The organism is Paenibacillus sp., from assembly GCF_048976745.1.
Classification (GTDB): Bacteria; Bacillota; Bacilli; order Paenibacillales; family Paenibacillaceae; genus Paenibacillus.
Map to the genome: position 1 here is coordinate 44752 of NZ_JBHGUU010000018.1, position 26239 is coordinate 70990.

General features: G+C 47.7%; 17 protein-coding genes and 1 other RNA gene. 17 read left to right on the forward strand and 1 reads right to left on the reverse strand.

Annotation, left to right across the window (positions count from 1 at the left end; translation table 11 throughout):
- The first annotated feature begins 242 nt into the window (after positions 1-242).
- The 16 genes from eno (at position 243) to ACE3K2_RS22725 (ending at position 21555) form a co-directional block, all read left to right on the forward strand.
- A complete protein-coding gene (gene eno / locus ACE3K2_RS22650; protein WP_076291983.1) occupies positions 243-1529 on the forward strand; it encodes a phosphopyruvate hydratase in 1287 nt (428 codons plus the stop codon).
- A gap of 212 nt (positions 1530-1741) precedes the next feature.
- Positions 1742-1975 (forward strand): preprotein translocase subunit SecG, encoded by a 234-nt coding sequence (secG, locus tag ACE3K2_RS22655; RefSeq protein WP_062837740.1) that lies wholly within the window; start codon positions 1742-1744, stop codon positions 1973-1975.
- Between the two features lie 565 nt (positions 1976-2540).
- Positions 2541-5339 (forward strand): ribonuclease R, encoded by a 2799-nt coding sequence (rnr, locus tag ACE3K2_RS22660; RefSeq protein ID WP_421895321.1) that lies wholly within the window; start codon positions 2541-2543, stop codon positions 5337-5339.
- A 259-nt stretch (positions 5340-5598) separates the two neighbouring features.
- Positions 5599-6081: an SsrA-binding protein SmpB gene (gene smpB / locus ACE3K2_RS22665; protein ID WP_036674736.1), complete on the forward strand. Its 483-nt coding sequence runs from the start codon at positions 5599-5601 to the stop codon at positions 6079-6081.
- 586 nt (positions 6082-6667) lie between these two features.
- Positions 6668-7032: a transfer-messenger RNA gene (gene ssrA / locus ACE3K2_RS22670) on the forward strand.
- Between the two features lie 121 nt (positions 7033-7153).
- Entirely contained in the window at positions 7154-7861 is a 708-nt protein-coding gene (locus ACE3K2_RS22675; RefSeq protein ID WP_421895325.1) for a uracil-DNA glycosylase, read from the forward strand.
- A 107-nt stretch (positions 7862-7968) separates the two neighbouring features.
- Positions 7969-8331, forward strand: a complete 363-nt coding sequence (locus tag ACE3K2_RS22680; RefSeq protein ID WP_421895328.1) for a hypothetical protein — start codon at positions 7969-7971, stop codon at positions 8329-8331.
- Positions 8332-8901: 570 nt separating this feature from the next.
- Positions 8902-11049, forward strand: a complete 2148-nt coding sequence (locus ACE3K2_RS22685) for a cache domain-containing sensor histidine kinase (protein WP_421895331.1) — start codon at positions 8902-8904, stop codon at positions 11047-11049.
- Positions 11046-12833: a response regulator gene (locus ACE3K2_RS22690; protein ID WP_421895334.1), complete on the forward strand. Its 1788-nt coding sequence runs from the start codon at positions 11046-11048 to the stop codon at positions 12831-12833. Before ACE3K2_RS22685 ends, ACE3K2_RS22690 begins: the two co-directional genes overlap by 4 nt.
- A 190-nt stretch (positions 12834-13023) precedes the next feature.
- Entirely contained in the window at positions 13024-14337 is a 1314-nt protein-coding gene (locus tag ACE3K2_RS22695; RefSeq protein WP_421895337.1) for an extracellular solute-binding protein, read from the forward strand.
- Positions 14338-14408: 71 nt separating this feature from the next.
- Complete coding sequence (locus ACE3K2_RS22700; protein ID WP_421895340.1) at positions 14409-15278, forward strand: carbohydrate ABC transporter permease; 870 nt, start codon at positions 14409-14411, stop codon at positions 15276-15278.
- 15 nt (positions 15279-15293) lie between these two features.
- Positions 15294-16169, forward strand: a complete 876-nt coding sequence (locus ACE3K2_RS22705; protein WP_206105826.1) for a carbohydrate ABC transporter permease — start codon at positions 15294-15296, stop codon at positions 16167-16169.
- Positions 16170-16364: 195 nt separating this feature from the next.
- On the forward strand, positions 16365-17006 hold the full coding sequence (locus ACE3K2_RS22710) for a polysaccharide deacetylase family protein (protein WP_421895344.1): 642 nt from the start codon (positions 16365-16367) through the stop codon (positions 17004-17006).
- A gap of 155 nt (positions 17007-17161) precedes the next feature.
- The gene (locus tag ACE3K2_RS22715) at positions 17162-18415 is read left to right on the forward strand and encodes a mechanosensitive ion channel family protein (RefSeq protein ID WP_421895347.1); all 1254 of its coding nucleotides are present in this window, start codon (positions 17162-17164) and stop codon (positions 18413-18415) included.
- Between the two features lie 191 nt (positions 18416-18606).
- A complete protein-coding gene (locus ACE3K2_RS22720) occupies positions 18607-20526 on the forward strand; it encodes a helix-turn-helix domain-containing protein (protein WP_421895350.1) in 1920 nt (639 codons plus the stop codon).
- Positions 20527-20703: 177 nt separating this feature from the next.
- Positions 20704-21555, forward strand: coding sequence for an aldo/keto reductase (locus tag ACE3K2_RS22725; protein ID WP_421895353.1), 852 nt, complete (start codon positions 20704-20706; stop codon positions 21553-21555).
- Positions 21556-21828: 273 nt separating this feature from the next.
- Here ACE3K2_RS22725 and ACE3K2_RS22730 read toward each other — a convergent pair whose 3' ends face one another.
- Positions 21829-24999 (reverse strand): alpha-mannosidase, encoded by a 3171-nt coding sequence (locus ACE3K2_RS22730; protein ID WP_421895356.1) that lies wholly within the window; start codon positions 24997-24999, stop codon positions 21829-21831.
- A gap of 198 nt (positions 25000-25197) precedes the next feature.
- On the opposite strand from ACE3K2_RS22730, the gene ACE3K2_RS22735 reads away from it, so the two are divergent.
- The gene (locus tag ACE3K2_RS22735) at positions 25198-26139 is read left to right on the forward strand and encodes a helix-turn-helix domain-containing protein (RefSeq protein WP_421895359.1); all 942 of its coding nucleotides are present in this window, start codon (positions 25198-25200) and stop codon (positions 26137-26139) included.
- Positions 26140-26239: the final 100 nt, after the last annotated feature.

Below are 26239 nucleotides of genomic sequence, written 5' to 3' on the forward strand. Positions count from 1 at the left end.
TTGCACAGCCACCATATATGAAATTGGGAAGTTTGGCGTTTGCCCCTGAACGGAGGCAGCAGAAATCGTCCGAAGAAGCGTTAGCGTTCGCCTTTATCAGAGGATTCCAACTTATAAAAATAAGTTCAAAGGAATCCGGGGATAACAGCGATCGGAAGACGATTCTGCTGACGTAGTGGATAAGGGGAAACACAAGTGGTCCTAATTTTTAATAAATTCAAATTTAAAGGAGATTATCACAAATGACTATTATTTCTGACGTGTACGCTCGCGAAGTCCTCGACTCCCGCGGTAACCCTACAGTAGAAGTTGAAGTATATCTGGAGTCCGGCGCAATCGGACGCGCAATCGTTCCATCCGGTGCATCCACTGGTGCCCATGAAGCAGTTGAGCTTCGCGATGGCGACAAATCCCGTTACCTCGGTAAAGGCGTTCTGCAAGCTGTTAAAAACGTAAACGAAACAATCGCTCCAGAAGTTATCGGTATGGATGCATTGGATCAACTGGGTATCGACAAATTGATGATCACTTTGGATGGTACGCCAAACAAAGGTAAACTGGGTGCTAACGCAATCTTGGCTGTATCCATGGCAGTAGCTCGCGCAGCTGCTGACGCTCTGGACCTGCCATTGTACGTATACCTGGGCGGATTCAACGCTAAAGCATTGCCAGTTCCAATGATGAACATCATCAACGGTGGTGAGCATGCTGACAACAACATCGACGTTCAAGAGTTCATGGTTCTTCCAGTTGGAGCACCAAGCTTCAAAGAAGCTCTTCGCGTAGGTGCAGAGATCTTCCACAACCTGAAATCCGTATTGAGCTCAAAAGGCCTGAACACAGCTGTAGGTGACGAAGGTGGTTTCGCACCGAACCTTGGTTCAAACGAAGAAGCAATCACTACAATCATCGAAGCTATTGAAAAAGCGGGTTACAAACCAGGCGTTGACGTATTCCTGGGTATGGACGTTGCTTCCACTGAGTTCTACAAAGATGGTAAGTACACACTTGCTGGCGAAGGTAAATCTTACACTTCCGCTGAGTATGTTGACCTTCTGGCTTCATGGGTTGAGAAATACCCAATCATCACAATCGAAGACGGTATGTCCGAAGATGACTGGGATGGTTGGAAATTGCTCACTGAGAAATTGGGAGACAAAGTACAACTCGTTGGTGATGACCTGTTCGTAACAAACACTGAGCGTCTGGGCAGAGGTATCGAAGAAGGTATCGGTAACTCCATCCTGATCAAAGTTAACCAAATCGGTACATTGACTGAAACATTTGATGCAATCGAAATGGCTAAACGTGCAGGATACACAGCTGTAATCTCCCACCGTTCCGGTGAGTCCGAAGACAGCACAATCGCTGATATCGCTGTTGCAACAAACGCTGGTCAAATCAAAACGGGTGCTCCTTCCCGTACAGACCGTATCGCGAAGTACAACCAATTGCTCCGCATTGAGGATCAACTGGGTGAACTGGCTCAATACAATGGTCTTAAAGGATTCTACAACCTTAAAAAATAAGCTGGATATCCAGCTTTTACGGGCAAGCCGGTTAACCGGCTTGTCTTTTTTATTGAAACGGAATAGTGGTATAACGTAAGGATCGCGTAGATGGTGAAATTTAGGGCATTGTATGAACTGTACTACTTGTAGTACAACCATAGCTATGTTACAATTAAAGTAACTGTTTTTATGGTGAGATGTTATGCCCACATGGGTAGGAGGTGGAAAGAATGGATATTGCTTTGAAATTGCTGCTCGTTGTTTTCTCGATCGGTCTAATCACTGTAGTATTGCTGCAGCACGGGAAAAGCGCTGGTTTGGCGGGTGCCATCTCCGGTGGTGCGGAACATCTTTTCGGTAAAACGAAAGCGCGCGGATTGGATCTCTTCCTGCAACGTGCAACGGTGGTACTGGGTGCAGGATTTATGATTTTGTCTATTATTGTTACGGTGGTTTCCAAGTAAGAATTGGAACTTCTTTACAATGAATAGCTTAAGCTAATGGCTTAATTGATGAACCTTCGTTTCGTGGAGAAACGGGGGTTTTTTAATAAATTCTTACGCGTCCAAACTTTTCCAACAATCGAATCTATAGACTCCATGATTTTCGGTCTTCTTCTCACTTCTGTTCGGTTTTCCTTCCTTAATCGTGCAACACAACCCCTATCATGTATGGAAATGTCCCTCGCTTATTCGTTACGCGCGAACTCACTCCCTATAATGAATGTCATGTGTACAGAAAATTTTCGGATGTAGTCCTTTTCCAGATGCGTACAGCACGTGTATCGCATAAAATGTCTGTAGAGATACGTGAAAGCGTGATTTTAGAGGAGCGCTCCGCAACTGTGGTTTTTTTGCGAGGTACGGATGGGCTGGATTGAATTCGTGTATACTAGGGTATGAGATAGTATGGATGCACGACTATACTCTTTAAGACAGTGATATGTATTGCATGAAAAAGGTAAGAATTCCGATACATAAACAGATGAGATACGATTACACTTTTATGTTTCCCGAGGTGAATATATTAATGATAACAGAACAACAATTGCTCGACTTCATGCGGGAAACCGCTTATAAACCGATGACTTATCAGGAGTTGGAACAGCACTTCGCTATCGAAGACGCAGCTGATTTCAAAGCCTTTTTGATCATGCTGAATACGCTGGAGGAATCCGGCAAAGTTTTGCTGACCCGTAACAATCGCTATGGCATGCCAGAGCGCATGGATTTGGTTCGCGGACGTTTACAGGCTCACGCCAAAGGTTTTGCTTTCCTCATTCCTGAGGATCGGGAGCACCCGGATGTGTACATTCACGCCAATGATATGAAGAGTGCGATGAATGGTGACACGGTACTGGTTAAAGTTACGTCCCAAGGCCCTTCTGGCGGTCGCCTGGAAGGTGAGATCGTCCGTATTGTTACTCGTGCGGTGACACAAGTTGTCGGTGTGTTCCAAAGCCATGAGGTGTACGGTTTCGTTATTCCGGATGACAAACGGATTAACCGCGATATTTTCATCCCGCGTACGAACTTTGCTGGGGCGGTTGAGGGACAGAAGGTTGTTGCCAAAATCGTCAGCTATCCGGAGGGCCGTGCCGCAGCCGAGGGTGAAGTGATCGAGATTCTCGGTCATAAGGATGAGCCGGGTATTGATATTTTGTCCGTCATTCGCAAGCATCAGCTGCCTGAAACTTTCCCGGATGAAGTGGTAGAAGAGGCGGAGAAAGCACCGGACTCCATCACAGATGAAGAGATTGTACAACAGGGTCGTCGTGATCTGCGCGGACTTAACATTGTCACGATTGATGGTGAAGATGCCAAGGATCTGGATGATGCTGTAAATGTAGAGAAACTGCCTAACGGGAACTACCGTCTAGGTGTTCATATTGCCGATGTCGGCTATTATGTGCGGGAGAATTCCAAACTCGATCAGGAAGCCTATAACCGTGGATGCAGTGTGTATCTGGTAGACCGGGTTATTCCGATGTTGCCACAGCGTCTGTCGAACGGAATCTGCAGTTTGAACCCACAGGTAGACCGTCTAACCCTGTCTTGTGAGATGGAGTTCAACGACCAGATGAAGGTTGTAAAACATGACATTTTCACAAGTGTAATCAAAACCAAAGAGCGGATGACGTATTCCAACGTCCGTAAAATCCTTGAAGGTGAAGAGCCGGAATTGCTCGAGCGTTATAAGGATCTGGTAGATGATTTCCATCTGATGAAAGAGATTGCCCTGAAGCTGCGTGCTATGCGTATGCGTCGTGGTGCGGTTGACTTTGATTTTGAAGAATCCAAAATCATTGTGGATGCGGAATGCAAACCGATCGATATCGTAAAACGCGAGCGTTCCATTGCAGAGCAAATCATTGAGGAATTCATGTTGGCAGCAAATGAAACAGTGGCAGAGCATTTCCACTGGTTAAAGGTTCCTTTCATTTATCGTGTGCACGAAGACCCGGATCAGGAAAAACTGCAAAATTTCCTCGCCTTTGCGGCGAATTTTGGACACCAGGTCAAAGGACGTGGCAATGCGATTCATCCACGGGCGCTTCAATCGCTGCTTGAGGATATCAAAGAAACAAAAGAACAAACCGTGATTAGTACGATGATGCTCCGTTCCATGAAACAGGCGAAGTATGATTCTGAAATGTCAGGTCACTTTGGCCTCGCGGCGGAATTCTATAGTCACTTTACGTCTCCAATTCGTCGTTATCCCGATCTCGTCATTCACCGGGTGATTCGCGAAGTCATTGAAAATAATGGTGCTTTGCCGGAGAATCGTCAAGAGTATTTGGCAGCACGCATGGCGGATATTGCGCAGCAGTCTTCGGAACGTGAACGTGTGGCGGTTGAAGCTGAACGGGATACGGAGAAAATGAAAAAAGCCGAATACATGCTCGATAAAGTAGGCGAAGAGTTCGAAGGCATGATTAGCAGTGTGACCAGCTTCGGTATGTTCATTGAACTGGAGAACACGGTTGAAGGCCTGATTCGCCTGAGCGCGCTCACGGACGACTATTACCATTTTGACGATCAACATATGGCTCTGATTGGTGAACGCACCTCAAAAGTCTTCCGCATCGGTGATGAAGTGAAGATCCGTGTAGCACGTGTAAGCATGGAAGAGTATACGATTGATTTTGAAATGGTGGATATGAAACCTCGCGCTGAACGTCCTGGCGGCTTCGGTGGCGGACGTGGCGGTAAAGGTGGACGTCCTGGTAGCGGCGGCGGACGCGGTGGAGCCAAGGGTGGACCAGCTGGATTCAGCGGTTCACGTGGTGGCAAAGGCGGATCATCCGCTGCAGGAGGCAACCGTGGTGGCAGATCAGCGGAAGAGAGCAGCAAAGGTGGACGTGGCGGTCGCGGTGGAGCAGCGAGTGCAGGCGCGGCGGGCGCAGGCTCATCCGGTGGCTACACAGGTAAAGGCGGCGGCAAACCAAAAGGTGAGCGTCGTGCCGGTGATGCTGGCGGATCAACTGGCCGTGGCAGAGGCGCGGTGAGCTTTGGTTTTGGCTCTGGTAAAGGTGGTTATAGCTCTACATCGGGTGGTTCGGATAGCGTTTCAACTGGTGGACAAGGAAGTGGCCTGAACAGCGGCAGCGGTCGCGGTGAAGGAAGCTTTAAGTCCGGCAAGGGCTCTGGTAAAGGTGGCAAAGGCGGAAGTGGACGTAAAAACACTTCGCCAAGCGGCGTATTTATCGGAGAAGCTGCAACACCTGGTGGCACTCAGGAAGGCGGAGCACCACGACGCAAGCGGAAGAAGAGCAAAGGTGCAGCTGGTAATGGCACGGCAGCTTTTGTACGGAAAAAGAAAAAATAAAACTAATGTAACTTGGAGAAATGGATTACCATCCGTTTCTTCAGGGTAAGCGTTGGGAGAATAGTCACTTTCCGCGGTACGTTGTTTCGCACACTCTGGAAGTGGTGTAATGAGGAGGGGCGGCAGAGGTCGCCTCTTTCTTGATTTTAACAGCCGTACTTGCTACAATTAAGGTCTGGCACGTGGTACCTTGGTGCAACATTGGGTGCGCTGCTATAAAGCATGGTACCGGCTTATTTTACGGAGAAGGAGTGAGGACATGGGCAAGAATGATGGACAGAGTAAAGTGCTCGCACAGAATAAAAAGGCTTCCCATGACTACTTCATTGAAGATACGTATGAAGCGGGCATGGTGCTTACCGGAACGGAGATCAAATCTCTTCGTAACGGCCGTGCGAATATTGGTGATGCATTTGCCACGATTCGAAACGGTGAGATTCATATTCACAATATGCATATTAGTCCTTTTGAACAAGGGAACCGAAATAATCCGCTCGATCCGACACGTACACGCAAGTTGTTGATGCATAAAGTGCAGATTCACAAGCTGCTCGGGTTGTCGAAACAGGATGGGTACAGCATCGTTCCGCTGAAAATCTATATCCGCAACGGTTACGCAAAGCTCTTGCTTGGACTGGGTAAAGGTAAGAAGCAGTATGATAAACGGGAGACTGCAGCCAAGCGGGATGCACAACGTGATATCCAACGGGTACTGCGCGAGAAGCAGAAGGTTGCACGTTAAAGTGGAGCGCTGGGTGTGAAGCTCCATTTTAGGTGTATAAGTTAGTTTTTTCGTGATGGAGTTAGGAAGGTTGCTGTTCGAGTTAAGGAGTCTCAGTGTTTGTCCTGTAATGGGCAGATTGAGGCTTTTTATTTGTATTAGCGAAGGTAATAGATGAGGTTGTTGAAATGTGCTATGAACTGAATTTTTGTGATATGTGTAAAAGAAGTAAGTAGGAGCATGGAATATGGCGTAGTGATGAATCAAAATGATTAGCTCTTGCGTAGTTTGCCCGAATCGTGGGTAAAATACTTAGGTGCCGTTGTTCGTGATCCGATCTGGGTTAACTTTACTTCCGATTGGTGACGCGGTATAATATGTAGACGATTGAGCCTGTTGTATTGGATAACTTTGTACACGTGCTCATCCTGCTGGAATGTCTTCCAGCAATCTGTACTATTTCGGTGATGTGTCCTGTGTTATGATTACTTATGTAGCAGACAGGAATGCCGAGTTTGAAAGAAGCATCTTTTTACCTTGGAGGAAAAAGATGTGCAGCACCTTTGCTCCGTATTCACGGATTAATCCTGGAGCCCTTCTTCATTGAGGGGGCGTTTATGGATTCGACGGGGATAGTTCGAGCATGGGTAGCGGGTAGTGGGGACGCGTCCGCTTTATCAACGCTAAAGCCTATTAAACGGCAAACAACAAACAAACTACGCTTTCGCAGCCTAAGAAACTGTGTGCGTGCTTCTACCCTGCATCGCCCATGTGACAGGGATAGGGGCTAACTAGTAGTGGGATACGCCGTCACATCTCCGCCTGGGGTGTGCTGAAGAAGACAATCAGGCTGACCCAACGTATAGCCGGTTACGGGGCGATACTCGGGTGACATCAAAACTGTGACTACACCCGTAGAAGCTTATGTGCCGTTATCTTCGGACAGGGGTTCGACTCCCCTCGCCTCCATTAGAGTCAAAAACCATCAACCAGTGTTCTGGTTGGTGGTTTTTCTGTTTATGCTATAATCTTTGTAAAATAAGCTGATGCAAGCCCGATATACTCAGTAATCTCCCAAAGGAGGCAAAAAAGCATGAGCCAAACGCAGCAAGAGATTCGCGATTTTGTTGCAGGGATACAAGCATATGTCTCGCCAGTAAATGTGATTAATCCTTGGAGAGATTATGTGGCGGGTTATGATATCGGCCCCGAAGCGGTGAAGATTCGGTCGGAACATTTGGTCAGGTATTTCGAACCAAGAATGTGCAAGGCTCGGTACATATTTATTGCGGAAGCTGTGGGTTATCAAGGGGCAAGGTTCTCCGGCGTACCCTTGACGTCCGAGCGAATGGTTACGGGGAATCATCCGCTGGTGAATACCCAGATGATTTTTTCAGGTGAGCCGGGTGTTCGAACAAGTCTGCCTAATATCGCCAAACCTAACCGGAGTCAGGCGCTGTATGGTTTCGCAGAACCGACAGCATCTATTATATGGGGCGAAGTGTTATCCAGTTCAAAGTGGAAACCGACGGACTTTATATTTTGGAACATCTATCCTTTTCATCCTTATCAATCTTCTGAAAACAGGATGACGAATCGAACACCGACTTTGGCAGAGTTGGAGGATGGTGTGTTATTCGCCAGACAGCTGATGCAACTGAATCCTGATGCTCGGATCGTGGCTATTGGCAGAAAGTCAGCTGACACGTTAAGCTCCCATCTCATTAAACATCATCATGTTCCCCATCCCGCGAATGGAAGGGCAGTACAATTCCAAAAAGCAGTAAGGTCAATAATCTAGCCCATTTTGAAGAGGAGAAATGTAAGGCTGACACATGCATTCTTATCGTTCAAGTGCTCACGCATAACGTAATGCCCTATCCTATAAAGATTGGTTGGTGAAGCTGAATGAGTGAAAAATACTGGCTTGTGGTGCAATATCCACTGAAGAGTGCGCAGGGCAGCAAACGAGATCATTGGTTGAAGGAAAAGGTGATGGAATATCTGGAAATGGCTCTGACACAGGCGGAGTTGGGAGAGGTGGATGGGTGTGATCTGGGTAGTCGCGTGGCTGATCCGAAGGAATATGTAATGTACATTTTCTGTGTGGTAAGGGACGAGGATCGGAGCATAGCGCTAATTAAAAAAGTGCTGAGAGAGAGTCGGCTCGATTACACCCGCATCCAAATCGCTACGATGCCATATGGCATAGAAGGAAGCTATACACTGAAATATGCCTCCAAAAAAGGCGTGACCGAATTCTCGCTTTGATCACGAGTGGCTGTGGCTGTTTACCATAACGAACTCTGTACTTGTCCTGCCCGAGGGCGTTTTTGCCTCCGAAAATTTCCCCACTTAATTTCATTATACGAGAAAATGATGATTGGACTCTCCAAACTTAACCACTCGATCAACACACGCCCCATAGTAAGATTTGTGCATGCTCGTACATATCGTAATTTTGCACAAAAGTAGCGCATATCAAAATAGATGCTTATCGTCGTCTTTTGTGTATCAAGATAATCCGCGCCCCCTTCCTTCCCCACCCGGAACAAGACACAACTTTTTATCTCTACCTCCAATATTTTATAAAACAGTGTTTCTTGCGGCTCCAATTACGGGGGCCTCTACCCGTTGCATTCACAACAATCAGGCCCTCAAATTTCATTCTACTTCACTCAATCTAGCCATCCTCAAGCGATAAAAAAGAATTGAGCCTCTTCCGCACACCGTCCTATAATATACAATTGTATAAAATCCGAGATAGAGGTGGGTATCACAACAGGTCATCCGATCCCAAGCGTTAAACCCATCACACCTCGGAACCAAAGGAGGGTTACAGTGCAAAACAGAGCAAAGGATGCAAAAACAGAGGCAGCAGAAGCAGCAGAAGAAGAGGCAACGATTGAAGCGAAAGCAACAGCAAAAGAAACAGCCCGATCAGATGCCGAGACCAATGCAGAAGCAAACGAAAATACGAAAGCAAACACGAGAGCAACCTCTAGTGCAATGAAGAAGAATTGGATTCCCCGTTTCAAAGAGTTTATTCGACGCAAACCCAAGACGCTGGCTTTTAAAATTCCGTTTGCCTACTTTGTCATTATTCTGCTAACGGTGGCGTTTAGTGCGTTGGTTTTGAATCGAATCTCGGAAAGTGATGCGCAGCGAAAGATCAATGAAGCATCGCTGCAGACAATCGCATCCATTGAGACCAATGTTAATCTGATGATCGGGAACGTGAACAATTATTCCAAAATGATTTTCTCCGATCCCAACTTGCAGAACCTGCTGCGGCAGGGCAACGTGTACTCCAATTTACAGACACAGTCCAAGCTAAGCGCGTATTTGACCAATCTTATGCAAGCGGTTCCAATTATTGATTCAGTCTATATTTACGATAATTCGGGGCACCGCTTCTCGGTTGGCACACAGGAGTGGCCTACGTTTATGGAAGCAAATGTGAAGGAAGCACCGTGGTACGAACAGGCACTAAAGCACAACGGAAGATATCTGCTCAGGCTGAATGGTGGCAACAACGACAGCGGAGTCTCGGCGACGGGGGAGAAGGATGGGCAAGAGGTGGTCTCGTTTATTCGCCTTATTCGGGATCTGGATGATACGTCTCCGCTTGGGTTCCTGGTGATGAACATCAAGGGCAAATCCATTGCTCAGGCCTATGCCAATCTGTCTGCTCCAGATTCATTTCAGGTGGCCATCCTGGATGAGCATCAGCGGGTAATCGCAACCAACGCAGCAACCAATGGAAAGAAGGCCGTGCCTTCTGTATCCGACGCATTGATGTCTGCGGCTTCTGGACAGGGAGGCATGTATGAGATGTTAGAGGCCAATCAAGCCAAGTTAAAACAAGCATTTCAAGAGCAACCCTCCGGATTTATTACTTTACATGCACATGGTCAGGAATATGCGGTGACCTATCGTTCGGCTGGTGATGATCGTTGGAAATTCATCAGCGTGAGTCCATACCAGGCTACGGATACCCGTAATAAATCCATGGTGCTGCTTGCGCTAATATTACTGGCGGTGAACGGGACTGTCTTTTTCGTCAGTTCGTTTATCATCTCACGCAGTGTCATTAAACCGATTCACAAGCTGCTTCGTTCCATGCAGAAGGCACCCAGCGGCAACTTTCGCAAAGTGACGGTTGAGCTGAACAGCTACGAATTCGCACAGTTATATGGAGGATACAACCAGATGATTGAGCAGATTGACCAGATGCTGAAACGCATCATTCAGGAGCAACAGATAATCCGCCGCGCAGAGTTGAATACACTTCAGGCGCAGATCAAGCCCCATTTTCTATACAACACACTGGATTCCATCACCTCCCTGGCGATGTCGGGCATGAACGATAAGGTATGTGAGCTGTTAGAAGCGCTCGGAAGTTACTATCGCCTGAGTGTCAGCAAAGGCCGTGAACTGGTTACACTGCACGAGGAGGTTGAGATTGTACGCAATTATCTGACGATCCAGCAGGTACGCTACCCCGGTGTGTTTGAGGTGCAATACGATATCGATTCAGACTGTGAGCGAGTAATGATTCCCAAGCTCGTGCTCCAGCCGTTGGTAGAAAATTCGCTGTATCATGGCATACGACCTAAAGGTAGCCCAGGCATGATAAGTATTCAAGCTCATCGATCCAAGGAGGGGGTACTTCTAACGATCACTGACGACGGAGTCGGCATGTCCGAGGAAGAAGTGCAGCAGGTTCAACGCAAAGAAATAAACCGTTCTAACTGTTTTGACTCAATTAACTCAACTAATTCAACTAACCCATCTAACCCCTTTAGTTCATCTAAACCTTCTAATCCTAGCTATAATTCTAAACACAATCCAAGCTTTGGCTTATGGGGCACGATGGAGCGGCTTCGCATTTTCTATGAAAGAGAAGATGGACTCAAGATGCAGAGCGAGGTTGGAAAAGGAACAACCATTATCATAACGATCCCGAAGGGAGCCGATGAATCATGAAATTAACTGTGGAGCCATTAAAGGTATTGATTGTGGATGACGAGTACCTCATCCGAAATCTGCTGCGCATGCGTATTGATTGGGAGCAGCAAGGCATGACCATTATTGGCGAGGCCTCCGATGCCGAAGAGGCTTTGGATCAAGTGGAGCTGTTGCGTCCAGACATCGTGTTCACGGACATATACATGCCGAAGATGGACGGCATTAAACTGAGCGGCATTCTCATGGAGCGTTACCCGAACATAAAAATCGTCGTTGTGACGGGACATGATGAATTTGAATATGCTCGTCAGAGTGTGAAGCTGGGCATATCCGATTTTATTTTGAAACCCATTCGTGCTTCGGAGTTATTACAGGTTACGGCGAAGCTGCGAGCGGCTATGGAGCAGGAGATTGGGCGCGAGTACGAACTGATGAAGCTGCGGGAGGAAATGGAGCAGAGCTTGCCATATCTCAGGGAGCGATTTGTGAATCAATGGTTAAGTGATGTGATCCCTGAGGATGAACTCCAAGAAAAGGCAAGATTCTTCGGCATTCCTATCTCGTCTAGTGAACCAGGATTACGTATCGCAGTAATGGAGGTGCAGGTTGCTGTCCCACAAGCGAAGATAGATGTACCAGAGGCAAATCAGCAGCTGTCCGAGACGTCTCATCAAGCACATCAAGCACAACGAGCTCATCAAGCCCGTCAACCCTACCAACTCAGCCAAGTTCAACGAGAGCCTCAACACGATCAAACCGATTTAAGCTGGCATCAGACAGAAGCCCATCCACAACCCGCTGAGGAAATATATATTCTGCTGCGAATGGTAGGCATGAAGCAGGTGCAGGCTTTTTATCCGGAGGATTCGCACACCCTTATCGTCATGGACCCGCATAATCGGATCGTTGTGCTCTCACTTGGGGCGAATACGGAATTTGCCAATCAGGTACAGCAGCTTCAGGAAGAACTTCAACATACGCTTAAGCTCCAAGGGTGCGAAGTGGATGTGACCGTAGGGATTGGGCAATGGCAATCAGGATGGGGAAACGCCTGTGTGGGGTACCGGGAAGCTTGTCGTGCACTCAATTATCAGGCGTTTGTGGGGAAAAATCAGGTCATTTGCTTCGAGGATCTGATCATCGAAGGCGGGAAAAGGCCCTACCACTCGGATGCCCAGCTGCTCCAACAACTGCAGTTTTACGTCAGTATTGGTGCGGGGGAAGAAGCCGTATTGTTGTTGGAGCGTATGCTGTCTGTACCATTTTCGGACGTTTCACAGTTTCGGATGGCAGCCATGGATGTGGTTACGGAGTGCCAGCGTGCTGCCATAGAGCAGCAGATTGAGGGAGAACACTCATTGAACAAAGAGGCCGTTGCGGCCATTTTCACAGCAGATCATTTGCCCGAACTAAAAAGTATGCTGGAGCAACATGTCCGCACCGTATCGGATGTCATACAAGCCAAGCGACAGGCCAAGGAAGATAATCTGATCGACCGGGTCAAGGCTTATCTTGAAGAGAACATGGGCAATGCGGAAGTAGGGCTTTCCAGCACCGCGGCTGCTTTTTACGTAAGTTCGGGCCATCTGGGGCGGCTGATGAAAAAAGAAATCGGACAGACTTTTGTGGAATATCTGACGCAACTCCGCATGAAGAAGGCTGAAATGCTGTTAAAACAGACGGATATGAAAGGATATGAGATTGGGGAGCAGGTAGGCATCCCGGACCCACACTATTTCAGCGTTTTGTTCAAAAAACATATCGGCCGATCCATGAATGAGTATCGGAATGTAAAAACCTGAAAAACGAGAATGCAAAAATGGGGAGTGTGGGGGAGTGCAGAGAGGGTTTGAGCGTAAACGCACTTCCACTTCCAATTCCACATATGTTCGAAAATTACAAATCGATGCCTGTTTTCTAAATGGAGAACAAAGCACAGTTTGCCTAAAATATGGGCTAGAACCAACTAAACACATAGGGAGGTCCATAGAGATGAAAGCGCTATTAAAAAAATCAGCAAGTCTAATTCTGACGCTGGGCATTGTAAGCAGTCTGGTAGCATGTTCAACCGATTCGTCCGGCGGTGCACAGGGGGAAAGTAACGGCAAAATCAAGCTGACGCTGTGGGATCAATCGGTCGGCAATACCGATCCTTCGGCCAAGTTACTGCCCGAGATTGTTGAGAAATGGAACAGCGAGCATCCGGACATTCAGGTTGAACGTACGGGCACGACAGGAGAACAGTACAAAACCAAAGTCAAAACATCGATTGCAGCTGGTGAAGCGCCGGACCTGTTCTATGGCATGGGTGGCGGCAGCTTCATGCAGCCGTACATCAAATCCGGTAATGTGCTGGAAATCTCAAGTTACCTGACGGACGATATCAAAGAACGGATGGGACCGGGTATGGCTGAGGCGATCAATATGGACGGCAAAATCTACACGTTGCCCGTGTACACACATATCGCCAACCTTTACGTGAACACGGAATTGTTCGAGCAGGCGGGTGCCAAGATTCCGACCACCTATAACGAACTGCTGGATGCAATCGAGAAGCTGAAAGCGGCAGGAATTACTCCGGCTGTGATTGGGGAAAAAGACCGTTGGCCGGGCATGTACTGGTACGACATTATTGCGATGCGCCAAGCAGGCAATGCTGCGGTGATGGAAGCTTTTAAAGATCCGTCAAAGTGGGATTCACCCGACTTTGTTGCCGCCGCGACCAAAATGCAGCAGCTTGCGCAAGCAGGAGCTTTCAACAGCAGTATGTTCAGCATGAGCTATGACGAGATGCTCGGGGCATTTAATGCAGGCAACGGGGCGATGATGTTCCAGGCTAACTGGGTGAATGCAGGAATTGAGGACCCGTCCTCCGCAGTCAAAGGCAAAGTGAAAGTGATTCCGTTCCCGGTGTTTGAGGATGGCAAAGGCACAAATACCGAAATCTTCGGCGGTGCCGTCGATGGTTTCTACATCAACCAGAATACCAAACATCCGAAGGAAGCTGTGGAATTCCTCAAGTATCTGAGCGAGCAGCTCGGTACGCAAGGTTTCCTGGCTGGAGCCGGTCTGCCAAGCTGGAAAACCGATGCACTCGACACGTCCAGCCTATCCTCCCTTGATCTGTCTGCAGCGGATATTATGAAAACGGCGACCTCATTCATCGCGTGGTGGGATAACATTCTGCCAGCGGAGTCTGCTGAAGCGCATAAAAACCTGATTGCCCAGCTGCTGGCCGGCGATGTAACCCCGGAGGAGTTCTGCAAACAGATGGCACAGCTCAAACCAACGGAGCTAAGCCTGTAGATTAAACAGTTAAAGCCCAAACAAGGCGTGGTCCGGCATATCCCGGTCACGCCTTTGAGAGGAGAACAACAATGAACTCTGTATTTTCCAATAAAGGCACCATAGCTGTCTTCGTACTGCCCACACTGATTCTGTTCTGCGGCATTGTGCTTATTCCAATCTTTGTCTCCAGTTATTACAGTCTGTTGGACTGGAACGGCGTAGGCAGGGGGACATTTATCGGCCTGGAAAACTATGTGGAGATGTTTAAGGATACCCGTGTGCTAAATTCGATCAAAAATTCCCTGTTATTCGCGGGAGCTTCGGTGTTCATTCAACTGCCGATCTCGCTGGTGCTTGCACTGATTCTGGCTTCCAACATCAAGGGGGAGGGCTTCTACCGGACGGTCTATTTCATCCCGGTGTTGATCTCAACGGTGGTTATTGCCCAGTTGTGGTCAAAAATCTACAATGCCGATTATGGCCTACTGAACGTGCTGCTGCAGAATATCGGCTTATCCAGCCTGGCACAGGACTGGCTGGGGCAGAAGGACACCGCACTTGCGGCTTCTTTTATCCCAACCCTCTGGCAGTACGTGGGGTATCACATGCTGCTGATGTATGCAGGAGCAAAGTCCGTGTCTCAGGATGTGCTCGAAGCTGCTCGAATGGATGGTGCTTCCCGTATTCGCACGGCTTGGTCCATTATGATCCCGCTAATGAAGCCGATTCTGAAGGTAAGCCTTGTTTTTTCCGTCATCGGTGCATTCAAGGTGTTTGACCTGATCTATGTGCTAACCGGCGGCGGGCCATTTTACACCACTGAAGTGCCAAGCACGCTGATGTACGCCACCATTTTTGATACGTTCCGGTACGGATATGGCAGTGCGATCTCGGTCTTTATCATTGTGGAGTGTTTGGTGTGTACGATCCTCATTAATTCATTGTTCAAAACGGAGTAGAGGGAGGCAAAAGGCATGAGTACCGTAGAAGTCATGTTGCAAAAAAAGCCCAAGCCGAGGTCCATCTCCGGACCGATCGGGAAAGTGTTTCTGCAAGCGTTTCTGATCCTCGTTGCGATTGTGCAGATCTACCCGCTCATCTGGCTGGCGCTGTTTTCCCTGAAGGATAACAGTGAAATCTTCAGCGGTGATGTGGCCGGGTTACCCAAAGCGTTTTTGTGGAGCAACTACACCAAAGCAATGTCCGACGGCCATGTGCTGACCTATTTTATGAATAGTGTGCTGGTTACTGCGGCCTCCATTGTCTTGGTACTGATCTTGTCCTCCATGACGGGATACGCAATCACGAGAATGAACTGGAAGCTCAGTGGGTTCACGATGACGCTCATTTTGCTGGGTATGATGGTGCCGATTCATGCGGCGCTGCTGCCATTATTTATTATTTTGAAGAATCTGAGCCTGCTTAACAGCTACTGGTCACTGATCATTCCCTATGTGGCATTTGGCATTCCGATGGCGGTATTCATTCTGGGCAGCTTTTTCAAAGGTATCCCGAGAGAGATGGAGGAGTCGGCGGTGATCGACGGCTGTGGCATATACCGGACGTTTTTCTCCATTATCCTGCCGCTTGTGCGTCCGGCCATATCAACTGTAGCGATCTTCACATTTCTGTCCTGCTGGAACGAGCTGATGTTTGCGGTCACGTTTATCAATAACACGGCTTATCAGACGTTGACGGTGGGCATGATGTCGATGGTGGGAACCTACATTACGCAATGGGGTATCATTGGTGCGGGACTGATGATTACGACGGTGCCAACGGTAGTCATCTATCTGCTGCTGAATAAACAGGTGCAGAAGAGCATGATTGCAGGTGCGATTAAAGGTTAGCTGGAGGCTGGACTGGATGGCGTGGAGGTAAAAGATCTTGCTACTTGCTTGCTCGTTCGCTGTACTCACTTTCTGGTAGATTCGGATTGAGCGGGAAGTTCGCCAGGTGTGATCTCTGGACTAGACCTGAGCCTGAGTACATGGAATAATAAGGGAGTGTGTAGCCAGACAGTTGCAGAGAGGGGTCATTATAGTATGGTCAATATTGCGATGGTAGTGCAGGAGTCTGTTCGGGAAAAGGTTGTGGCGTTCACGTTTGATGATGGGCCGCATCCGGTGTATACACCTCAAGTGCTTGAGATATTCCGCCGTGCGGGTGGGCAGGCGACGTTTTTTATGATTGGTAAAGAGATAGAGGCTCATCCGGAGATTGCGGCGGAGGTACACCGTGAAGGGCATGAGATCGCAAACCATACATATACGCATCCGGACCTGACCAAGCTAACGCTGGAGGAAGCAGGGGAGGAGTTGCAGCGGGCAGAACGTCTTGTTCAAGAAGTTACGGGGCAACCTGCCCGCAGCTTCCGACCGCCGTATTTTGGCATAAACGATGATATACTGTCTCTGGCAGCGGAGCGTGGATATCGCACGATTGGTGCGGTCAACGGGGATGCGAGGGATTGGGACAATCCTGGCGTTGAGCATATCGTGGAGCATACCCGGTCTGCGGTGAAACCCGGCAGCGTGCTCATATTCCATGACGGGTACGGGGATCGTTCCCAGACGGTGGAGGCGGTTCGTGTGCTGGTGGATGAACTGGTCGCGGAAGGGTACCGTATGGTCACGGTGAGTGAGTTATTGGACATTTCTCGTGAGTATGATATAAAGACGACATAATGAAGTGGACCCATCATTCTTTGAATGATCGGGTCCCTTTTTTAATATATATATATATAATGTATAGGAAGAACGGAGTGAGAGCACCACCTTTGCTTGCCCTCTCAAACTACTTTATAATAATAGGCTAAACTAGATTATGTCAGGAGGAAACAATGGACTTTATCAGAAATCAACTAGAAGAACTCGGCATGAGTGGACCCTCCATTGGATACCTTTCGAATGTGATTATGATTATTTTTATCGCGCTAATCTCGGTACTGGCGAATGTTATTGCCAAGCGGGTGGTACTGAAGACGGTGCATCGTATCGTGAGTAACAATCGTTTCAAGTGGGGCCACATCGTGGTGCAGAAAAATTTATTTCAGAAGCTGTCACATCTCGTACCGGCCATTATTATCTATTATGCTGCTTATATTTTCCCGCCCTATCAGGCTTTGATTGAAAAATCAGCTATGACATACATGATTGTCATCATGATTACGGTTCTGAATGCTCTGCTGAATGTCTTCGATGATATCTATCGTACCTATGAGGTATCGAAGATTCGTCCAATCAAGAGTTACATTCAGGTAGCCAAGATCGTCCTGTTCATTATCGGGGGCATTATCGTCATCTCCAGTCTGATCGGACAGAACCCGCTCATTATCCTCAGTGGACTTGGGGCGTTATCGGCGGTATTAATGCTCGTATTCAAAGACTCGATCCTTGGCCTCGTGGCCGGTGTACAGCTATCGTCAAACGATATGGTGCGTGTTGGTGACTGGATCGAGATGCCAAAGTATAATGCGGACGGTGACGTCATTGACATTACATTGAACACGGTGAAAGTGATGAATTTTGATAAAACGATTACGATGATTCCAAGTTATGCCCTCATTTCGGACTCGTTCCGTAACTGGAGAGGCATGCAGGTGTCCGGCGGCAGAAGGATTAAGCGGAGTATCTATATTGATATCAGCAGTATCCGTTTTTGTACGGAAGAGATGGTAGCCGAGTTTGAGAAAATCCACTACCTGACGGATTATGTCACGGCAAAATTGAAAGAAATTCAAGCGTACAACATGGAGCACCAGGTCAATACCGAAAGTAACGTGAACGGCAGACAGCTGACCAACGTCGGTGTATTCCGGGAATATATCCATCAATATTTGAGAAATCATCCGAAGATCAATAAAGATATGACGATGATTGTGCGACAATTAGCACCGGAAGATCGCGGTTTGCCTCTGGAAATCTATGCATTTAGCAATGATATCAACTGGGGAGTATATGAGAATGTTCAGGCGGATATCTTTGACCATATCTTCGCGGTGGCGCCAACATTTGGACTGCGTGCCTTCCAGAATCCAACCGGACATGACATTGTGCAACTGAAAGAGGATAAGCAATATGCGCGAGAGTATTAGGATTTTTTTCAAAAATGGATGCGCTATAATTATTTCATAGTTATCTATTACGATAGATATGACATCATAACAGCTTTGACTTTTCCAATATACTCTTCCAATTCATAAGCCGTTAACCCATCTGGGTTGAGGGCTTTTTGTCTGTGATATAATAGGCATATTTTAAGAACGTAGAAGTAGGAGGAACGTGTATGGATTGGGAAGCTCATATCGAACACTGGAGTCGAACGGCCGTTAGATTACTGGATATTCGGTACTATCGTGCGGAGCAAGGAACGGTCCCTGATCACGATGTGGCGGAAAATAGCTTTTTCTTAATTACTACGCATGGAGAGGCTAGGATAAGTATATCAGGAGAGGTGTATCAGACCCGTTCACCTTACATATTGCATGGGGGAGCAGATGCTGAGCTAAGTATGATACCGTTGGATCAGGATTTTGCCTGTTATTTGCTCTTATATATAGCCGAGTGTACATCGCCGGAAGATCGGAAGAGCTTCCAAGTGACGTATGGGTTTGCTCCGAATGCGTTACTTCCTATTCAGGAAAAGTGTGAAGCCATGAGTCGTCTGTGGCAAGAGTCTGCCCCCATAGACAAGCTACAGGCACAATCGGCCTTTCTCCCATTGGTGTACGAGATTATGCGCCAACAGATCCAGACATCGGCCAAAAAGGAAAGCAGCAGACCCAATATCGTCACTGAGGCAATCCACTACATTCACGATCACTATAGTGAACCAATTACAGCCGAAGAATTAGCCCAGAGATACCATTGCAGCACCAGCTACCTGTCCCGTTTGTTCAAGAACCAGATTGGATTGGGACCCATCGAATATCTCATTCATGTGCGCGTTCACAGAGCGAAGCAGTACCTTCTTAGGTCCGAAGCCCGTATCCAGGAAATCGCGAGTAACGTGGGGTATGCGGATATGTATTATTTCAGTCGTTTGTTCAAAAAGCATACCGGCTTATCGCCGCTTCAGTTTCGTGCGGAACATCGGCAAAAGATTCAGGTTCAGTATAATCCATTACGCTGGTTAGAATCGTCTATTGTAACCCCTGACTCCGGTTCTCATAATGAGAATGAGACTTATTATCAACGGATTGGGGAAGGGGACACATCCATGTTTAGATTTTCAAGACCAGCCTTTGGGGCGATGATGTTATTATGTACATCCTTGCTTCTAAGTGCATGCCAGACAAGCAGTACTCCAGAAGCAGCGGCTTCCCAGCCAGCTTCATCAGATACGACAACTACTGTAGCTACAGACAGCGAAGCTGCGGAAACGCGGATATATCAACATTTGAAAGGCGAAACCGAGATTCCTGTGAATCCACAGCGAGTCGTCAGCTTTTATCACTTGGGTGAGTTGATTGCGCTTGGAGTGAAGCCGGTTGGCACAACAACATATATTTTAGATAATCCACATATTAGCGACAAAACAGGGATTACCGATGTTGGCGTTCCGCCGGATGCGGAGAAGATTTTATCCCTGCAACCCGACTTGATTGTCACAACGCCTACATTTGCCGAGCTCACGGAGGGCGGATATGAAGCGCTGAGTAAGATTGCGCCAACCATTGTGATCGAGCAGAACAATGAACCCATCAAAGATATAGAGATGTTTGGGGATATTCTCGGAAAACAGGAAGAAGCGAAGCAGTGGAATGAGAAGTTTACAGCCAAAATCGCAGCGTACAAAGCAAAAATCAGTCCTTATGTTCGTACAGATGAAACGTTCTCTATATTAAACGTGCGTCCAGATGCTCTTTTTGTATACGGAGATGGCAATATGGGGGGCAACATTATTTATAAATATCTTGGACTGAAGCCAGCAGCCAAGGTAGAGTCGGACGTCATTCATGGCGAAACGTGGGAAGTGTCCACCGAGGTGATTCCCGAATTTATTGGTGACCGTCTATTCCTTGCCGTGAATGAGGGAGCTGAGGACAAGCTCAAGGATGTGCAAAAGTTGATTGATGCCTCACCAGCTTGGAAAGCGGGTCATGTGTACTCCATTAATTTTGATCAATTCCTTCCAAGTGACCCTATTGCGGTAGAGAAACAGTTAGACATCATCACAGATTTAATTATAGGAGATGGCAAATAGGTCTATATGTCTGAGATAAGTCCACTGAGTTGAAGTCTCATTGGACAGAGCGTAGGTGTAAAGGGGTGCACATTGATTCAAGCCGGGTGAAGGGGTAGAATAACGAGAGGACGATCAATTTCTAACAGTCTAATCTCGGAACGATAATCTAACCTTTTGGCAAAGGAGAGTTCTCGAATGAATCATATCCCGGAATACACGTTGAATGATGGCTTGAAAGTACCTGCAATTGGATTTGGTACCTATAGTTTAAAAGGTGAAGAAGGCGTTAAATCGATTGCGTCTGCCATGGATGCGGGTTATCGATTGATTGATACGGCGTATAACTATGAGAATGAGGCAACGGTGGGCAGAGCAATCAAGCAAAGCTCCATCGCCAGAGAAGAACTGCTCATTACCTCGAAGCTGCCGGGACGTTATCACGCTCAGGATAAAGCACTCGTCGCGATCCAGGAATCCCTGTACAGAGCGGATCTGGATTATTACGATCTGTATCTGATTCACTGGCCCAATCCAAAGAAGGACATGTATGTTGAGGCATGGCAAGCGCTGATTGAAGCCAAAAAACGCGGATATATCCGATCCATTGGAGTAAGCAATTTCCTGCCTGAGCATAATGAACGCCTGATTAAGGAAACGGGTGTCGCACCGAGTCTGAATCAGATTGAGTTGCATCCGTTCTTTGACCAAGTAGGTCAGCGGGAGCAGGACGCTAAGCATGGCATTGTGAATGAGTCATGGAGTCCGATTGGACGTGGCAATGATGCCGTACAGGATATTCTAAAGGATGAGAGCAATCTTCGAATCGCCGAAATCCATGGCAAAACGCCAACCCAGATCATTCTGCGCTGGCATGTTCAGCTGGGTTCCATTCCCATTCCAAAGGCAGGTTCCTTGCAGCATCAGCAGGAAAATATCGATATATTCGATTTCGAGTTGAGCACAGAAGAGATGCAGGTCATCTCTGCATTTAATCGTCCGGATGGACGGTTGTGGGATCAGGACCCGAGTGAGTACGAAGAATTCTAAAACCAACGTCACCGTTGGTTAAGTTGGTTGCTATATCAATCTAACATCTGTAATCAGAACCCCCCTGTGAATAAACATGGTAAAGCCTCTGGCGCTACCGGTGATATTCAAGGGGTGTTTTGTAATTCTCTCAAAAAATCTGGGGTAACAGCGATTGGAAGGTTGTTCTGTCATCGTAGTAAAAAAGAAAAAGAGTGCCCTTGTCAGTAATGACAAGAAGCACCCCTTGAAATCAAAGGCTACAGCTACATACTTAGAAAGTAAATGTGCCCGCTATGCTCTCGGAATCCGGAAAGTTAGAATCTCATACGGCTTAATATTAAAAGAAATCCGATCATTTTCCACGATGCATTCCGCTTCGTTATTTTCAAGCAAATCACACGCGTACGCCGTAATACCTGCTCCCTCAGGCAATTGCAGGGAAGCACGGCTGCGGCGGCCATGTGCTTCGTAGACACGGATGATCATATCATCGTTGTTCTCGGCTTTTTTGATAACCTCCAGCACGACATTATCCTGATCTACCGATGCGAGCGACCATGTTCCCGGCAACGTACCGGTTTGCGATGTAATCTCACGGGCTATCAAAGGGCGGTTGAGATCATACGCGGCTTGGATGACACGTCCTTCGCGGAAATCGCCCTGATGCGGATAGAGCGCGTAGGTGAATACGTGCTGCTCTTTGTCGGCATTTTCATTCGGGTACGTTGCGCTCTTGATCAGGGACAGTCGCATCACCGAATTATGAATATCGTATCCGTATTTGCAGTCGTTCAGCAGAGCCGCACCGTATCCGTTCTCCGCCAGATCGGCCCACTTCTGTCCGCATACTTCAAACCGGGCTTGATCCCAGCTGGTATTACGGTGGGTAGCTCGCTCAACGTTACCGTACTGGATTTCGTAGACTGCTTTTTCACTCCAGATATCCAGCGGGAAGGCGGCTTTCAGCAGTAAATGTTCTTGCTTCCAGTCCACAAACGTACGGAAATCAATCCGGCGTGTATGCGAGTAGAAGATGATCGTTTGCTCAATAACAGAGTCCAGGAACTGTCGCTTCACTTGAAGCACGGAACGCACCGGCCCGCTTTCAACCCACTCCAACGACTGCAGGTCGCTAATCTCCCACATATGCTGTTCATAATAATCGTCAATGTTCCATGCCTCGTATTCCGCAGGTCGATCCTCGAACACTTGCAGCACGTTGCCGCGCTTGCCCGACTGAAGCAGCTCACGACCCTCCAGCTTGTCCCATACGGATGTGAATTCGGCACTTTCATTCAGCTGAATATCGTACCAAGGTGTATGGATGTAGCGCTGATCTGCTTCCCACTGTGCAACCGATACGCCCGCGACAAGTTCGTCTGTCAGATCCGGTGTAATTCGGAACGATTTATATCCAGATGCAGGCACGTTCTCTGCAAGGAACACAAGTCCGCCTTCGGGAGTTCGCTGGCTTGGTACAGGGTGATCCCCATCGTAGACGGTTACTTTTCTTGCAAAAGCAGGCAGTTCAACCACATCCGTCCGACCGAATCCGGTGGTGTTGAATACGACAATGGCTTCGCCATCAGATGTAATTCGGCTGGCAATGCCGTTCAGTGCGCTGTCTTTCAGTTCATCCGTAACACGCAGCACCTCTTCATATTGCTCCTGGGAATCCACATACACCTGCTCAATGGAGCTGCCCGGGAGAATATCATGGAACTGGTTCAGCATCGTCAGCTTCCATGCATGCTCCAGTGCATCGGTTGGATAGGCCGCCTGTGCATTCGCCTCGCGATGAATCATGGCATACAGCTCTGCATCGGCCAGTGCAAATTCACTATGACGGTTATACCGTTTATTGCGCGCCATGGATGTGTAGGTCCCCCGGTGGTATTCCAGATACAGCTCGCCCGACCAGCGGGGAACGGATGGAACATTCGCCAGGTTTTGCTCCAGCTTCTCGAAGAACTCTCGTACAAACGTACGTTTCACCGCAGGTACACCCGGCAATCCGACATCCAGTCGTCTGCCATGCTCCAACATCTCTTCGGTTGGTCCGCCGCCGCCATCCCCGAATCCGAAACATTGCAGGACATCTGCATTGATGTTTTTGTTCTGGTATCGCTGCCAAGTGCCTTTTACTTGGGAGGCGTTGAATCGTCCATTATAAGTCGTTTCGAAGCGACGTTGTCTGAAATCGGGATGTTTGTCATAGTCAGTCGCTGTGATGAAATGGGTTAGAACTTCAGAGCCGTCAATACCTCTCCAGTACATCGTGTCATTCGGAATCTGGTTGGTATCATTCCAGGCAATTTTGGTGGTCATAAAATAATCAATACCGCTCTTGCGCATAATCTGCGGCATCGCTGCACTATAACCAAATACATCCGGCAACCAGAGCACACGGTTCTCCACGCCGAACTCTTCCTTGAAGAAACGTTTGCCGTAGATAATCTGACGGATCATGGATTCACCCGAAATCAGGTTACAATCGGCTTCCAGCCACATGGAACCTTCTGCTTCCCAGCGGCCTTCGGCCACCTTTTCCTTGATTTTCTCATAGAGGGACGGGTAGTCTGCTTTCAGGTATGCATACAGCTGGGGCTGAGAAGACATGAAAGTATACTCTGGGAACTTGTCCATCAAGTATAGTACACTCGCGAAGCTGCGAATGACCTTCTCCCGGGTCTGGTCCAGCGTCCATAGCCATGCCACATCGATATGTGTGTGCCCGATACAGTGCACGGTAGGGATGTGATCACCGGCAGGGCGGATATCACCATAGACATGATCTTGCAGATATCGGCGCGCTTCCAGCACCGACGCATGGAATTCTGCGCTGTTCTCCTGACGCAAATCCAGCAGATTCACGGCTTTATTCAGATGTTCGACCAACTTCAGCCGCTCCAGATCATCCTCACGCAGCAGATCCGCAGCATCCAGCGCAGCCTTGAGATCGTAATATAAATCGGAGACTTGCTGATGATGCTCGGCGATATATACATTCAGAAAAACATCCGCGGCAGACGTACTGCAATACGCATATAATGCCAGTTCGAATTCATCACCTTTTGCCGCAGCGGATGTCAGGTCGATCTCCGTATGATTCACATCCAGACCGCAGATGAGTTCTCCATTGAGGAATGCCAGAAATTGCGGATTATCGTAATTCCAGATGTCATCAGCACCAGTGACGATGGTACAAACGACCTTTTTTCCTTCCAGATGATCCGGGATGCGAATCCGGGTTTTGAAGCAGCTGTGTACGTCTTTACCGCCCCAGCCATCACCTTTACGAAATACGTTCCAGGAGGACGGGTCCTCATGCACCAGTTCCCAGGAGTGGTAACCACTTTCTTTATGATAAAGCTCAGGGATATATGTCTTTGAGGTTAGTCGTGCACGTTCCAAGTGTTTAACAATGGTATGGATTCGAGTATACAAGGAATTCATTTTCATGTTGGTTTCCCACCTTGGTTTGTAGTAAGTACAGGCTGTAGTCATTAATGGAGCGAAAATTTTGCAAGCGCTAACATATCAACTTTATCATAACAAAAGAGAAATGGGCGAAACTACGTATTGTATGCTGAAAACAACGTATTTTTATTGCATTTCATGCTAAAATAAACTCATTAGAACCAGGATGGGGGCATGTTCATGACACAATCGGTTTTGGCATACGAGCAGGGATATGCGGTCCATGTGAACCAGCCTGGAGATTCGCTTTTTTATCATCTGGATTATGACGAGCGTTCTTATGATCTAAATATGGAGTTTCAGCATTTCCATGATTTCTATGAAATCTGTATTCTTCTGGATCGCACGGCTGCCCACATCATTGAAGGCAGTTTGTACGAGATTCAACCTTATGATATCGTTCTGCTGCGACCTTCTTTGCTACATAAAACGCAATATCCGAAGGGTTCCCCGCCAAAACGGTTGATGATCACCTTTGCCATTCCACGCAATACACCTGGTCTTGAGAACGATTACACGGAGTTATTTTCGATCTTTGACGAACCTATCCCGATATTCAGATTTACAGAAGAAAGACGCAAGGAAGTCCTTGCGCCGATCAATGATATTTTCACTATATCGCAGCAGTCTTCTGCACTTCAATCGGTTATGATTCATAGCAAGTTTGTGGAGTTTCTGTGTGCCATTCATCGTTACTCGGCAGAGAACGGGTATGTGCGTGAAGAGACAGGATCATCGATGTCCCGACGCATGTATGCCATTGCATCCTATATTCACGGTCATTATCAGCAGGATTTATCGCTGGATGAGGTATCCAGGCGCTTTTATGTAAGTGCCCATCACTTGTCTCGCCAATTCAATAAGGTAACCGGCTTCACCTTCACGGAGTATGTGCAAATGACCCGTATTCGGAATGCCCAGCAAATGCTGTTGAATTCGAGTGAGAAAATCACAGATATTGCTGCACAGTGTGGGTTCACAAGCTTCTCCCAGTTCAATCGCATCTTCAACAAACAGAACGGAATGTCACCAAGTGCATATCGTCGAAGCAGACATTTGCAGAGGGAGCGTGAAGTGATGCTTGTGGGTGAGAGACCCGACCCACTTCGGTGCCCAGAGTGAGCGGGATGAGGTGAGTGATGGACAGACCTAAAATGATAATTCACATGTTACTTTTCTGGATAGAAGCTCTATATAGAATAGAAAAGAACAAGAATATTGA

Bases quoted from the DNA above. Each gene is read 5' to 3' on its own strand.
- eno (WP_076291983.1), top strand. From the start codon at position 243: ATGACTATTATTTCTGACGTGTACGCTCGCGAAGTCCTCGACTCCCGC.
- secG (WP_062837740.1), top strand. From the start codon at position 1,742: ATGGATATTGCTTTGAAATTGCTGCTCGTTGTTTTCTCGATCGGTCTA.
- rnr (WP_421895321.1), top strand. From the start codon at position 2,541: ATGATAACAGAACAACAATTGCTCGACTTCATGCGGGAAACCGCTTAT.
- smpB (WP_036674736.1), top strand. From the start codon at position 5,599: ATGGGCAAGAATGATGGACAGAGTAAAGTGCTCGCACAGAATAAAAAG.
- ACE3K2_RS22675 (WP_421895325.1), top strand. From the start codon at position 7,154: ATGAGCCAAACGCAGCAAGAGATTCGCGATTTTGTTGCAGGGATACAA.
- ACE3K2_RS22680 (WP_421895328.1), top strand. From the start codon at position 7,969: ATGAGTGAAAAATACTGGCTTGTGGTGCAATATCCACTGAAGAGTGCG.
- ACE3K2_RS22690 (WP_421895334.1), top strand. From the start codon at position 11,046: ATGAAATTAACTGTGGAGCCATTAAAGGTATTGATTGTGGATGACGAG.
- ACE3K2_RS22695 (WP_421895337.1), top strand. From the start codon at position 13,024: ATGAAAGCGCTATTAAAAAAATCAGCAAGTCTAATTCTGACGCTGGGC.
- ACE3K2_RS22700 (WP_421895340.1), top strand. From the start codon at position 14,409: ATGAACTCTGTATTTTCCAATAAAGGCACCATAGCTGTCTTCGTACTG.
- ACE3K2_RS22705 (WP_206105826.1), top strand. From the start codon at position 15,294: ATGAGTACCGTAGAAGTCATGTTGCAAAAAAAGCCCAAGCCGAGGTCC.
- ACE3K2_RS22710 (WP_421895344.1), top strand. From the start codon at position 16,365: ATGGTCAATATTGCGATGGTAGTGCAGGAGTCTGTTCGGGAAAAGGTT.
- ACE3K2_RS22715 (WP_421895347.1), top strand. From the start codon at position 17,162: ATGGACTTTATCAGAAATCAACTAGAAGAACTCGGCATGAGTGGACCC.
- ACE3K2_RS22720 (WP_421895350.1), top strand. From the start codon at position 18,607: ATGGATTGGGAAGCTCATATCGAACACTGGAGTCGAACGGCCGTTAGA.
- ACE3K2_RS22725 (WP_421895353.1), top strand. From the start codon at position 20,704: ATGAATCATATCCCGGAATACACGTTGAATGATGGCTTGAAAGTACCT.
- ACE3K2_RS22730 (WP_421895356.1), bottom strand. From the start codon at position 24,999: ATGAAAATGAATTCCTTGTATACTCGAATCCATACCATTGTTAAACAC.
- ACE3K2_RS22735 (WP_421895359.1), top strand. From the start codon at position 25,198: ATGACACAATCGGTTTTGGCATACGAGCAGGGATATGCGGTCCATGTG.